This is a genomic window from Acinetobacter sp. CWB-B33 (assembly GCF_039655955.1).
Taxonomy (GTDB): domain Bacteria; phylum Pseudomonadota; class Gammaproteobacteria; order Pseudomonadales; family Moraxellaceae; genus Acinetobacter; species Acinetobacter bouvetii.
The window spans coordinates 158,984-172,072 of record NZ_JAGFEU010000001.1 but is presented as its reverse complement, the minus strand read 5'-3'; the positions used below and the strand labels follow the sequence as shown (position 1 = coordinate 172,072).

Here is a 13,089-nt window from a genome sequence, read left to right as displayed (position 1 = left end):
AGCATTTCTGCGCTTAGCGTTTATCTGCTGATCCGCACACTCACGTCAGGCCATCTGAACCATTCGATGGCTTCATTGATGCTGCGTCATTCACACTACTTCATTTGGCCCAGCATATGCTTTGCGCCTGCATGATTGTAATTATTGGACAAATTCTGCAGTATGCGCGTTGCCTGCGCTTTTGAGTTGGAAAAACGGTTTTTATACGCGGGTACACTGGTTAAGCAGCGCGCTACCAGCATGCCGGATTCTGTATAGACTTTCGTGCCGTCAGTTCCCTGCAGCTTGCCATAGTTATATGCACGCTGCGCATTATTACATGCATTGACCTGATTTTGCCCTTTCCCTAAATCACGGCGTGCAGCCACATAATATTGCATTTGCTGCTGCTGCTCAGTCAGTGCAGGTTGCGCTATCCGCTTCACAGGCTCTGCAGCCACGCTGTCTTTTTTCTCTTCAACTTCTTTGACAGGAGCTTTAGCTGCACTGCTTTTTGCTGCAGGCACGGCAGGCATTTTTTTACTTGTATTCACGTTGGCACTGCTGTTTTTATAGAAGCGCCGCGCTTCATCTGCACTCATCATATCGGTCTTTAAGCGCACAGCTCGTGCATCTGCAAATTGTGATGACCGCAATTCAGATACAGGCTCAATAGATACAATCCAATGCTGGCCATTTTTCTGCACACACTGATAAGCGCCAATGCCTTGCTTAATATTGGCATGCGCAGCTAAATTATTTTTAGACTTCGCCTCTTTAACCAAACTTAGCGTACTTTTATACAGCAAGGAAAAACTGCCATTTTGGCTATGGCAGTAGTTGCTTAAATACTTGCGGGGATACAGAGACTGCGGTTCAGCATCACCATGCTTGGCTCCCCATGCATAGACATATTCTTTAGCGCTGCCATTGGCTTCGTTAATATTTTTTTGATCAATCACTTGCTGTGCCGACGCATACTTAGCAAAGGATTCTGAACCTGTTTTTCCAACAGTGGCGCAGCCATGCAGCGCCATGCCTGCACTAAACATCAACAATAATGTTTTGAAATTCACGCATATGTTCTCAATCATGCTGAGAAAATGAACATATACCAAATACCCTTAAATCTCAAATACAACACTTTGTTTTTCATGTATTTTTTGATTGAACTAATCTATGTTTTTAAAAAGCAACTGCCAAGCAAGCAGGCCATTTATCCAATTACCTGAACCATGCATCCTTTTTATTTGTTTAAAAAGCAGCAATTTAAATCTCTTTTACCGTTGTGTTGCTGAGCCGCCCAATAAAAAGCCCGCTCGTCGCGGGCTTTTTTAGCAATCATCAGATGGAATCTTAAGAGATAAATCTCCTATTGATCCAAGGTGGATTCAAAGGCTTTTAGCCGCTTATAGATTGACAGCAGTTCAATGATGGTTGGCCAAGAAGCAATTAAGTATTGGAAAGATTCACGCACTTTGCCGAATACGTTAGAAATCTGCATCATTAGGCCCAGTGTAATGGCGCCTGCAGCAATACTTGGAAACAGTACAAATAAACCGTATAGATTATCCAGCTGCATGTACCAGATACGCACCATATTGAAATAAGTATAGTGGAAATACAGTCGGAAATAATTAAAGCGCACCTTGCTGAATAACTCTTTCAGGGTGGCTGGATCTGCACGCTCAGCATGATCTTCACCATAGACCAATTCCTTCCGGTAGGCGGCTTCTACTTTTTGGTTATTGAACTCTAAGCCCGGCAGCTTATACCCCACTGCCATCAAAATGACAGTGCCGGCCACAGACCAAGTCACCGCTGCCCACATTAAGGCATGCGGGATTTCGCCGACAATCGGCAAGGCCTTCACATGGGAGGACAGTGAAAATAAAACCGGCAAAAAGGCCAATAAAGTCATCAGCGCCTCGATTAAACTCACGCCAAGCCCTTCCAATGTCCTGGCAAAACGCATGGTATCTTCCTGAATACGCTGCGAAGCCCCTTCAATCTGGCGCAACTTGCCCCAATTGGCCGTGTAATAATCGTTCATTGCCGTGCGCCAGCGAAAGACATAATGATTTACAAAGAATATATTAAGAACCGCAGTCGTTACATAAACCATTGCCACATATAAGAATGTCATTACACCGCTGTATAGCAGCATGACATCCCCGCCGCCATTGCTGAGCATTTTTTGAATGAGGTCATAGAACGGGTTATACCAAGCATTCACCACCAGGCTGACCTGAACGCCAAACCAAATATTGAACAGAATGAATGCCGAGCCCCATACCGACCATCTTTGCCATGGATTATTGGACTTGAATTGCCAAAAAAGGGCAAATATGACAGTCGAAATAAAAAACCATAAATAAAACCAAAGGAAGGATGGCGCCCAAAAGCGGCTCACCCCGATTGGCAATTCTGCAGAGGCATAGCCCTGCGGCAGCCCTAGAAATGTTCCCCAGCTGTTGCCTCCGCTGTACCAAAGCGCGATATTAATGACGAACCATAGGATTAACGATCCAAAAAACCATTTTGGATGAGGAAAAAAGGATTTAAACATTCTGCTGTGGGTGTCCTTTATTATTGCTATGAAGAATATGAATCGATCTTAAAACTTAAACCTTAATTTTTCTTTTAAAATTTGCAATTTTGTCAGATATTTTGTTGCGTTTGTTCTGCATGATGCGCTTGATATGACGCTTTTAAAAGGTGTTACTTATATAAACTATGAAAAATTAGCTGACTGAGCAGGCTATTTTCTCAGACCGCATCCTTTGCCTGTTTTCGCTTGTAGGCTTATTGCATTGCATGAATAAGGGCTGCCCCGGTCTGCGGCCAGCGGAAATATCAGTACAGACCGGGCTGATCACGCCAAGTACAGCGCTTTCAAAATAGCCGCGGAATTCCAGCGCGATTCCGTTCAAAAATACAGCCATTATGATTCAATCTAAAGTACTAAAATGAAGCGGCGCTTAAAAAGCGAATAATTTTTTATATTAACTACCCTTCATTTATGGTTTTTTATATGACACGATCAGCAGTATTTACAACAAGAGTTAAAAAACCATAGAATGTGCTAATATCATAAAACAAACCATATAAATTTAAAGGGGATTAAAATGGACAACTTAATTATAGAACTGCTTAAACCGGTCACGCTGGAAAAAGAAAACTGCGAACCGCTGACATTTGAACAAGGCACAGTGCTGAAAGTCGTTATGCACACCCCTAAAGGCTTATTGGTCAGCAATGATGATAAGTTTAACTTCATGATTTCACTCAAAGACCAAAACACTGTTTGGCGCGAAATCTAAGCTGTTTTTCTAAAATAGATATACTGCATCTGTAAATTTCATTCCCTTAAATAGGTGCAGTATTCCTCGCTTTTACCTCTAACTTCTCACCATTGTCTATTTTATTCACTTAAAGTTTATTAACCTCACGTTTTAAGCCATATACCCAATCATAGGGATAGACAAATACGTGTACAGTTATTTTTTCAATTTCACAATATTTATTTCTCCCCTCTGCATATTATTCAGCATTCATTTTCTTTCCCGCTCATTTTGCGCAGGCCGTAATCTCTCCATTTCAAATGCAATATGAAACCGTCTTGCGATTATCCACTGCCCTGCTGAGTCTGGTTCATCCGCACCCAAAGTGCTAAGTTTTCAGCCCATGCTAAAACCTGTATGCATGCCCTGCTTAACGCCTTGCAAATACAGAACTGAAGACGGCAGAAATGCGGTAAATTGACAGATGGGCAAGAAGATTAAGGCGCGGCACTGATTCTCTGATTTTCACCGCCCGCCAGCTGAACCGGCTAAAAGAGGGAATGCAATCATGACCGCCAAAGCAAAAAAAGCAGCAAAAACACCGCTGACCCGTTCAGAAAACATGGCTGCCATCCATTCTAAAAATACCAAGCCTGAAATTCTGATTCGTAAAGCGCTGCATCATTTGGGCTACCGTTACCGCCTGCATGATAAAAGCTTAGCAGGCAAGCCGGATATTGTGCTGAAAAAGTACAATACCGTCATTTTTGTACACGGCTGCTTTTGGCATCGGCATGACTGCAAATATTTTCATTGGCCTAAAAGCAATTTGGACTATTGGCAGCCGAAGATCCTAAAAAATGTTGAACGGGATACGGCCCACACCCTGCAGCTGCTGCAGGCGGGCTGGAAAGTCTGTATTTGGTGGGAATGCGCAACGCGCAATACAGCAGACTTTGAATGGTCTTTAATGCATTTTCAGAAATGGCTGCTGGACGCGGACAGCAAGTCTTTAGAACTTTAAGATGCAGCAATATAGCCTAGCGCATTGCAACGTTAAGATGGTCAAAAACCAATTTCGCCTCATGGCTTTAATTATCCCGCATGCACGCGCATCAATTTATTCTGCGCGCCTGCCCTTGCGCTGCAACAAATTCAGCACTGAATTGACTTACAAAACTTAACAATTAATAAAAGCACAAACTTGTTCTAAACATTAAAACTTTTTGTTATTAATTTCATTACTTTATATTATAAACATCTCAATAAAATAAATTTATTACGCATTTCGTAATTAATTTATGTATTGAATAATTTTATTACCGCTTTATGATGAAACAACAGATTGATTTTATCGAATATGTTTCATGAAATTGCTTTCAGCAAGTTCGTAAAATTAAATTCAGGCAAATGGAATTGTCATAAAAATTAGTTAGATATCATAAGTATGCACGTCCATTTGCGCTATACAACAAACTTAAATACGGCAATAGGATTGCCTGAAAAAAATGAGGACGTTTTATGAATGAGTTAGCAAATCCTTTAGAACTCTGCGGATTTGAATTTATTGAGTTTGTCTCTCAAGACGGTGAACTGGATGCAATTTTTCAAACCATCGGCTTCAGCAAAGTCGCAAAGCATAAATCTAAAAATGTGTATTTATGGCGTCAGGGCAATATCAACATCATTTTGAATTATCAGCCTGAATCCTATGCGGCATTTTTTTACAAAGAGCACGGCCCTTCTGCCTGCGCAATGGGATTCAGAACTAAAGATGCAGCGAAAGCATTCAATAAGGCCGTTGAATTAGGCGCAGAACCGATTTACAGCACAATCGGCCCAATGGAATTGAACATTCCCGCCATTAAAGGTATTGGCGGTTCCCCTATTTTCCTGGTTGACCGTGATATTTATGAAAGCGATTTTATCTTTATTGAAGGCCAAGACCCGCACCCTGCTGGAACTGGCCTCAAAGAAATCGACCATTTGACCCATAATGTTTATAAAGGCCGTATGGACTATTGGGCCAATTTTTACGAGAAAATCTTTAATTTTCAAGAAATCCGCTACTTTGACATTAAGGGTGAATATACCGGCCTAACCTCTAAAGCGCTGACTGCGCCAGACGGCAAAATCCGTATCCCGCTGAACGAAGACTCCGACAAAGGCAATGGTCAAATTGCAGAATTCTTAAGTGAATTCAATGGTGAAGGCATTCAGCATATCGCATTTATTACCGATGACCTGCTTGGCACTTGGGACAAGCTGAAAGCATTGGGCGCTAAATTTATGACGCCGCCGCCTAGCACCTATTACGACATGCTGCCGGAACGCCTGCCAAATCACGGCGAACCGACAGAGGAGCTGCAAAAACGCGGCATCTTGCTGGACGGCAATACGAAAGATGGCAATCACCGCCTGCTGCTTCAGATCTTCTCTGAAAATATGCTTGGCCCAGTCTTTTTTGAATTTATTCAGCGCAAAGATGATGACGGTTTTGGCGAAGGCAATTTCAAAGCCTTGTTTGAATCAATTGAACGTGACCAAATTAAGCGCGGCGTACTGGATATTGCCAATGCCTGATTTTAGGTATGCACTGTAAAGCCATGCTGCGGCTTGCCTAGGCTTTTAATCAAACCACGCCTAGGCAATGCTCTTTTTATGAGCATGATCTTCAAAAAATTACGATACTGCTCTGATGGCCCAAGCAAAACAATAAGAATACGGACATTCAATGATAGAGTACGATCACGACACGGATGATGGAAGCAAATGCCTCAAACACCTCAACATCAACAAGGAAACCTGAAAAAAGGTTTAAGCAGCCGCCACATTCAGCTGATTGCTTTAGGCGGTTCAATCGGCACCGGTTTATTCCTTGGTATTGCGCAAACGATCAAACTGGCTGGCCCTTCGGTCATTCTCGGCTATGCCATTGCAGGCCTGATCGCATTTTTAATGATGCGCCAATTAGGCGAAATGATTGTTGAAGAACCCGTCAGCGGTTCATTCAGCCACTTTGCCTATAAATATTGGGGCAAATTTGCTGGCTTTATGTCGGGCTGGAACTATTGGGTGCTGAATATTTTGGTCTGCATGGCTGAGCTCAGCGCGATTGGCCTATATATTCATTACTGGTGGCCCGATGTTCCGACCTGGGTCTCGGCTTTAGGCTTTTTCATTTTTATTAATGTCATTAACCTGCTCAACGTGAAACTGTTTGGCGAAATGGAGTTTTGGCTTGCGATTATTAAAGTCATCGCCATTATTGCCATGATTGCATTCGGCAGTTACTTGCTGGCCAGCGGCAACGGCGCCGCAAGCTCCAATTTAAGCAATTTGTGGGCCTTGGGCGGCTTTTTCCCGAATGGCGTCATGGGCCTTGTAATGGCTATGGCCATGATTATGTTTGCCTTTGGCGGGATTGAACTGGTTGGCATTGCCGCTGCAGAAACCGATAATCCAAAAACCACTTTACCCAAAGCCATTAACCAAATTGTCTACCGCGTACTGCTGTTTTATATTTTGAGCCTCGTGATTATTTTATCGCTGTACCCATGGAATCAAATGGCGCAAGGCGGCAGTCCTTTTGTGCTGATTTTTGATTCATTAGGCAGCCAAACTGCAGCAACGGTACTGAACTTTGTCGTGCTGACCGCTGCGGTTTCTGTCTATAACAGCACCAATTACTGCACCAGCCGCATGCTGCTGGGCTTAGCAGAACAAGGCAATGCGCCTAAGCTTTTCAGCAAAATTAATGACCGCGGCATTCCTGTAAATGCGGTGATGGCCTCTGCATTTTTTACCCTGCTCTGCGTACTGATCAATTACTTATTTCCAGAAAAAGCCTTCAGCCTGCTGATGATGCTGGTGGTCGCGGCTATTGTCATTAACTGGGTGGTGATCTCGTATACGCACTTGAAGTTTAAACAGCGCATGATCGCGACGAATACGCCGACGCTGTTTCCCAGCATTGCCTATCCGCTGAGCAATTATTTGTGCATTGCCTTTATGTGCGGCATTTTATTGATTATGAGCCTGACACCGGATATGCGGATTGCGGTATGGATGATTCCCATCTGGATTTCAATTTTGCTGATTGCCTATTTCTTTCAAAAGAAAAAAACCGCTGATCATGCAATACTGTCCAAGGATAATGTCCGTCTTTTATAAAGACGGCGCGTAAACACGAAAAAGAAGGTTAAACCATGTTTCAACATGTAGATGCTTATGCAGGTGATCCAATTCTTTCCTTGATGGAAGACTTTGTGAAAGATGAACGGACTCAGAAAGTTAATTTAAGTATTGGGCTGTATTACAACGAAAGCAATATTGTGCCTCAGTTAAAGTCTGTCCAAGCCGCTTATAAAAATATTGAAGCAGGCAATGATAAGGTTAAGCTGTATTTGCCAATGGATGGCTTAAAGCCTTATAACCAGGCAACACAGACATTAGTGCTAGGCGAAGATAGCCCAGCCCGCCGTGATGGCCGCGCAGTCACGATTCAAACGCTGGGCGGTTCAGGCGCACTGAAAGTCGGCGCAGATTTTCTGAAAAAATACTTTCCTGAATCTGATGTTTGGGTCAGCCAGCCGACATGGGAAAACCATATTGCGATTTTTAACGGCGCAGGCATTGCATCTCACTTTTACCCATATTTTGATGAAAAGACGAATGGCGTAAATGTGCCGGCCATGCTGGACACCCTCCGCACGCTCCCTGCAAAAAGTATTGTACTGCTGCACCCCTGCTGCCATAACCCGACAGGCGCGGATTTAACACCAGCTGAATGGGATCAAGTCATTACTGTATTAAAGCAGCAGGATTTAATTCCATTTTTGGATATCGCGTATCAGGGCTTTGGACAAGGCTTAGAGCAGGATGCCTACGCTATCCGCGCACTGGATCAATCCGGCATGAACTTTATTGTCAGCAATTCATTTTCTAAAATCTTTTCCCTATACGGCGAACGCGTAGGCGGTTTAACCTTTGTCTGCGATGATGCCGACACTGCGCAAAAAGTTTTAGGCCAGCTGAAAGCCACTGTGCGCCGCATTTACTCCAGCCCAGCCACAACAGGCGCGCTGTTAGTTGAAAATGTATTGCATACGCCTGAACTGAACGCCTTATGGCAGACAGAACTGAATGAAATGCGCGAGCGGATCATTCATATGCGTGAATTGCTCAGCAGCAAATTGCGCTTAGCGCTGCCCGAACATAATTTTGACTATTTGCTGAAACAGCGAGGCATGTTCAGCTATACCGGTTTAACCGCAGCGCAAGTGGATCAGCTGAAAGATCAGTACGGCATTTATTTAGTGCGCAGCGGACGCATGTGCGTGGCAGGGTTAAATTTGAACAATATTGATTATGTAGCAGATTCGATCGCCAGCGTCATTCAGGCCACGGCTTAAAGGCTGCGTTTGAATTATTGCCGTATTTAAAAGACTGACAGTGAAATGCCCGCAGCTGCGGGCATTTTAATTTACAGCGGCATGAGCAAAAATCACATTGACCGGACTTCAACATTGCATTCAGTTTGCCGCCTGAGATGGCGGGCTAATACACCAATAAAAAATGATTTAGTTCAAAAAGTCGAATTAAACGATATTCTACGCAGTATGTATTGACTCAATTATTTTAATAAATACTATCCAATTAATCACTTATATGTAGTCCTATTTTTTGTTTTGGATGGTCAAAAATTAAAAAATTTTGTTTTTCGGGAAGAACATGGATGGATACAATATCTACAATATTGTTTTAACCGCAATATTTTCAGTTGTCATTTTAGGGATTTTTTGAGGTGCGGGAAAAAACAGAAAAATTATTGTCTTTAGAGATTATGATGATCTTGAACTCACTTTTCTAATTCCAACAGCATTTTTCGGTATTATTTTTCTATTTCATATGTTTGGTGGAAATCCTCTATGTGGCACTGTTTTAGCAGGTGTTGTTTCTTTTATTTTATTGATCATCTTGGTCAAAAATAGCTACGTAGATAATAATCGAGTGATTTATAAACTATTGTTTTAGTTACCAATTTACCACTCGCTTTTCTATGAGTGATTAATTTATTTTCACTCATTAAACCAAGTGGTCAAACAGCCAAACAGCGAAGAGAAAGCCAAGCAACAGCACTTTTAGTTTTAACGACCATTACCCATATTATTGGGATTCTAGTTGTCGATAAATCTGGAGAACTGTTTAGCCCTCGGCAATCGATTAAAGGTAAAAGAGTTGGCAATATCCAAAATCATATGTAAATAGTTTTATTATTTAACTGTCTTTTCTACATATTCAGCTTTTTGAGTGTTGTAATTGAATATGCTTTTGTATGGCTTGTTTTCTTTGCCTTTGTCAGTGTATGTCACTTCTATAGGATAATATTTTGAATTATTTACAACGACCTTTAATTTAGAGCTTGTACTAGATGCACGTTGAGGTCGGCCGGCATAAAAGCCTGCTGTACTACCGCCAGCGGAACCAATTTCCAAAGCTTGGATCTTACCGACATCTGGAAGTAGCAAGGCAAACCATATAGAAACGTCTTGTCCACCTGCACCTGTAAATGAAGCTTTGCTATAACTTCCCATTTTGTCTATACCAAAAGGCTGCATGTTGTTTTGTAGATCACTTTGAAAATTAAAGCTGAAATGCCCATTAGCTGAAGGTATTTGGGTTTGATCTTTTGCTGAATTGATCAAGATAAATTGATCCTTTTTCTTTTTATAAAGTAAAAAATCAGCTGTACTTGAGCAAGCTCGACAACCTTGGATATATCCATCAGAAATGCCGACTTTCTCAACGATAACAAGGTAACGCTCTTCACCCTGGATATTTTTAAATTGGATCGTTGGGTGGAGAAATCCGAGTACATTTGTATCCAGTTGTTCACTTGGTAGTTTTTTAAAATAGTCATCTAGTTCTTGAGGTTCAACATATGCCATGGCATTACTCAGCGTATAGGGATATGCCGTTTCAAGTATTGTATTTTTATTGATCAACATTGACGTAGCGGATGATTGTTTTTGTATTGGAGATAATGCGTAGCTTGGGTTCAGCCCTGAAAGGAGTAGGATTGCTGTTAGTACAACGGATAATTTTATTGTTTTCATATTGTTCCTATTTTTCTAAAGTTTTACAGTTTGACTGTATAGCGGATTCATCGCGGATAGTGACATACAGGAGTTTTATATTGTTGTGCTTTTAATAAAAGATTTTCATATTTTTGAATAAGTTGTTCTTCAAGTTCTGCCATTTTCTAATATCTCTATTATTTATATTTTATTGAATCCACAAAGCACAGTACTTTTGTTGTGTGATGTGCTGTTTCTGCACGGAATAATTCAGAACATTTCACATCAATCGCTTTACCTTCTTTCTTAAAATATTGCTTATAGCGTTGCATGTTTGAATCCACCAATTGAATCAGTTTGGTTTTTTCTAAGCCTTCTTCACCATCTACATTAATTTGTTGATCTAGTGCTAAAGCAATTTGATTACCGCCAAAAGTTTCTTGGTTCGGATGAAGGCTTTTAATTTTAAGTAATTTTTCTGAAATGGTAGCAGGCTTTCCATAATAAAAAGTTTGTGCATGACTTAAAATAGGCATAACCATTAGCATTGAAATGAATATTTTTTTCATAATTTTAGACTCGAAAACCTTATTCTTGTACTTCACATTTTATTGCTTTCGTAGGCGTAATATTTTTTGCTGAAACCAATTGGGTTAAGTCAAAACCTTCTGTTTCTTCTATAAATAATTTGTAGTCTTTAATTTGAATGGTTGCTTGACCTTCATATTTACAAAAGCCTTTTTTGATATTGTCAGGTAGTTTGAAAGTTTTTTTCGCCACATCAAAATTGCTAAAACAGAACCATGCGTCACGAGGGTCACCGTTTGGGCGTGGAATCAGTGAAGACGAAGCTTTGTTGGGTTCAAAGCAAATAGCATCGCCCATATACTCCAAGTACTCAGGGTCCAAGTTACGTGAAAAGGTTCCTGTTAAAGTCACATCGCCTTTATAGTTTTTAAAACCACGGTCTGTCTTTTGATATTTAAAGTTTTGTGCTTCTGCCATTACAGGTAATGTCATAAGGGCTAGGAGTAGAATTTTTTTCATAATCATCCTAATATATTTTATGAAGTGCTTAATAGTCAGCAATTCTACTCATTTTTTTGCAAATAAAAAACTAGACAAAAATCTGCTGTAATAAGCCTTTTTTCCACGTTTTCGCTTGTTCAATTTGCTGTGCCACGATTTCAATTTTTTGGTCAAGACTCGAACAGATGCATGTAACATTGAACCATGCTTGTTAGGACTTGTAGCAAGTAAAATTGAGCCACCATTAGAATCTTTTGCACCCAATTTTCAAAAGTTTAAAGCTAAAACACTCATTCATTTGAAAAATGGATCAATATTGTCAAGGAAAAAGCTTTTCGAGCTGGTATTCCTCTTCGAGCCGAGCTGATGAACCTCATCTATAACAATCATGATTCAAATGGTCATGAAGCTGAAGCAGAGAGCTTAGGATTTAATAAAACAAGAATTCATCCTGATATTTATATGAATGAATTATTAACAGGTATGAGAGTAATTCATTAAGCTCTACCAGAAATTCTTAAAGAACTTGAAATTTATGAAAATTTTATTGTTGATGAATCTAATTTGAAAATTAACAAATAAATCAAATGTGGCGAAAACGAGGCAATAAAAAAGCCACTTTAAAAAGTGGCTTTTTTATATGGAATTTTGGTGGGATGGCGTCAATTGAACTAAACCAATAAGATATTGTTATTTAATGTTTATTTAAAACATTAAAATCCCAGTGTACACCACAGTGTACAAATTATCTGTTGCTAGGATTTTTAGATGGGTTTGGTTGCTATATCGGGAGTACAACTCAAAGTATATTACTCAACACATATCCCTATCATTATTTAGCCCCCTTACCCTCCACTTAGTCTAGAAAGTGAGGTACACCTACCACACTCTTACATTTTCTGTATAAGCCCCCCTATAAACAATAGAATAGATTGGTCTTCACTAAAAATGATAACTAGCAGCTTCGTTACAATGTTGCCAAGTTATTAGATAGGAAGTAGATACGATGAGTGATGCAGATAACGCCGTTGATATAATAGATTCAGATAAAAATAAGAAGATAAAAACACCGAAAGAAATTGAGAAAGAACTTAAAAAGCTCAAGCGTTATAAAGTTGAAAGTGAAAAGTCATTTCTTTACTCACTCCAGAATACAAAGCGCTTAGCCGATCTGATTAAAGAACACGGCGGTCTCATCAGTTACACACCAAATAAAGGCATCAGCCTAGACAAGGCCAGCTATGAAAAAATGCCTGAGCCAATACAAACTCAATTCAAGTATGGGTTAAAACATCTGGAAAGATACTTCTCTATTTTGTATGAAGCTGATTGCCAAGCACGTGCTTTTAATGCCTATCTGTACCTGTTAGAAATGGAATACCAAAAACATATAATTCTCAACAGTCCAACAAAATATGCAAAGGTCACTTTAACTGAATGGCGTAATTGTCTATCAGAAGTAGTTGGTCTAGATTCTGTGCGACTAGATAGGATAGAAAAGTATTTAATTGATAGTGGTAAATTACTTTATTGCTGGAAAAGAGGTACAAAGTGCTTAACTAGCTCAATGGAAAAAAACGGTGAAAAACTAAATTTAAAAGAAGATTACCGCATCAGTTTTAATGAATGGATGAATACAAATAGAATTGTTTATTTGGAAATGGATGTACTAAAACTAGCGTTCCCATGTAGGTAGTCATTTTTGACTTAACACTAAA

At 40.3% G+C, this 13,089-nt stretch carries 11 protein-coding genes and 1 pseudogene; 6 read left to right on the top strand and 6 right to left on the bottom strand.

The genetic code is table 11. The annotated features are described in order from the left end of the window. Positions 1-95: 95 nt before the first annotated feature. Positions 96-1,073, bottom strand: coding sequence for a hypothetical protein (locus JZ784_RS00855; RefSeq protein WP_346313464.1), 978 nt, complete (start codon positions 1,071-1,073; stop codon positions 96-98). Positions 1,074-1,351: 278 nt separating this feature from the next. Then, complete coding sequence (gene sbmA / locus JZ784_RS00850) at positions 1,352-2,548, bottom strand: peptide antibiotic transporter SbmA (protein WP_346313463.1); 1,197 nt, start codon at positions 2,546-2,548, stop codon at positions 1,352-1,354. Positions 2,549-3,107: 559 nt separating this feature from the next. Here sbmA and JZ784_RS00845 point away from each other — a divergent pair. The 5 genes from JZ784_RS00845 (at position 3,108) to JZ784_RS00825 (ending at position 8,677) form a co-directional block, all read left to right on the top strand. Beyond that, positions 3,108-3,302 (top strand): hypothetical protein, encoded by a 195-nt coding sequence (locus JZ784_RS00845; RefSeq protein WP_005011685.1) that lies wholly within the window; start codon positions 3,108-3,110, stop codon positions 3,300-3,302. Positions 3,303-3,831: 529 nt separating this feature from the next. After that, positions 3,832-4,287 carry a very short patch repair endonuclease gene (locus JZ784_RS00840; protein ID WP_005011688.1) on the top strand — a complete coding sequence of 152 codons (456 nt, stop codon included), beginning with the start codon at positions 3,832-3,834 and terminating at the stop codon, positions 4,285-4,287. A gap of 497 nt (positions 4,288-4,784) precedes the next feature. Further along, positions 4,785-5,846 (top strand): 4-hydroxyphenylpyruvate dioxygenase, encoded by a 1,062-nt coding sequence (gene hppD, locus JZ784_RS00835; RefSeq protein WP_346313462.1) that lies wholly within the window; start codon positions 4,785-4,787, stop codon positions 5,844-5,846. Positions 5,847-6,035: 189 nt separating this feature from the next. Beyond that, a complete protein-coding gene (locus JZ784_RS00830; RefSeq protein ID WP_005011690.1) occupies positions 6,036-7,436 on the top strand; it encodes an amino acid permease in 1,401 nt (466 codons plus the stop codon). A 35-nt stretch (positions 7,437-7,471) separates the two neighbouring features. Next, positions 7,472-8,677, top strand: a complete 1,206-nt coding sequence (locus JZ784_RS00825) for an amino acid aminotransferase (RefSeq protein WP_346313461.1) — start codon at positions 7,472-7,474, stop codon at positions 8,675-8,677. An 861-nt stretch (positions 8,678-9,538) separates the two neighbouring features. Here JZ784_RS00825 and JZ784_RS00820 read toward each other — a convergent pair. The 4 genes and pseudogenes from JZ784_RS00820 to JZ784_RS00805 all read right to left on the bottom strand — a co-directional run. Beyond that, on the bottom strand, positions 9,539-10,381 hold the full coding sequence (locus JZ784_RS00820; protein ID WP_346313460.1) for a hypothetical protein: 843 nt from the start codon (positions 10,379-10,381) through the stop codon (positions 9,539-9,541). Between the two features lie 158 nt (positions 10,382-10,539). After that, complete coding sequence (locus JZ784_RS00815; protein WP_346313459.1) at positions 10,540-10,878, bottom strand: DUF4431 domain-containing protein; 339 nt, start codon at positions 10,876-10,878, stop codon at positions 10,540-10,542. Positions 10,879-10,930: 52 nt separating this feature from the next. After that, positions 10,931-11,389, bottom strand: a complete 459-nt coding sequence (locus JZ784_RS00810; RefSeq protein WP_346313458.1) for a hypothetical protein — start codon at positions 11,387-11,389, stop codon at positions 10,931-10,933. Positions 11,390-11,459: 70 nt separating this feature from the next. After that, a pseudogene (locus JZ784_RS00805) lies at positions 11,460-11,552 on the bottom strand (hypothetical protein); the annotation flags it as partial. 825 nt (positions 11,553-12,377) lie between these two features. Here JZ784_RS00805 and JZ784_RS00800 point away from each other — a divergent pair. Then, entirely contained in the window at positions 12,378-13,067 is a 690-nt protein-coding gene (locus tag JZ784_RS00800; protein WP_346313457.1) for a hypothetical protein, read from the top strand. Positions 13,068-13,089: the final 22 nt, after the last annotated feature.

Coding starts and splice junctions, on each gene's coding strand:
- sbmA (WP_346313463.1), bottom strand. CDS start 2,548: ATGTTTAAATCCTTTTTTCCTCATCCAAAATGGTTTTTTGGATCGTTA.
- JZ784_RS00810 (WP_346313458.1), bottom strand. CDS start 11,389: ATGAAAAAAATTCTACTCCTAGCCCTTATGACATTACCTGTAATGGCA.
- JZ784_RS00800 (WP_346313457.1), top strand. CDS start 12,378: ATGAGTGATGCAGATAACGCCGTTGATATAATAGATTCAGATAAAAAT.
- JZ784_RS00845 (WP_005011685.1), top strand. CDS start 3,108: ATGGACAACTTAATTATAGAACTGCTTAAACCGGTCACGCTGGAAAAA.
- JZ784_RS00820 (WP_346313460.1), bottom strand. CDS start 10,381: ATGAAAACAATAAAATTATCCGTTGTACTAACAGCAATCCTACTCCTT.
- JZ784_RS00855 (WP_346313464.1), bottom strand. CDS start 1,073: ATGATTGAGAACATATGCGTGAATTTCAAAACATTATTGTTGATGTTT.
- hppD (WP_346313462.1), top strand. CDS start 4,785: ATGAATGAGTTAGCAAATCCTTTAGAACTCTGCGGATTTGAATTTATT.
- JZ784_RS00815 (WP_346313459.1), bottom strand. CDS start 10,878: ATGCCTATTTTAAGTCATGCACAAACTTTTTATTATGGAAAGCCTGCT.
- JZ784_RS00825 (WP_346313461.1), top strand. CDS start 7,472: ATGTTTCAACATGTAGATGCTTATGCAGGTGATCCAATTCTTTCCTTG.
- JZ784_RS00830 (WP_005011690.1), top strand. CDS start 6,036: ATGCCTCAAACACCTCAACATCAACAAGGAAACCTGAAAAAAGGTTTA.
- JZ784_RS00840 (WP_005011688.1), top strand. CDS start 3,832: ATGACCGCCAAAGCAAAAAAAGCAGCAAAAACACCGCTGACCCGTTCA.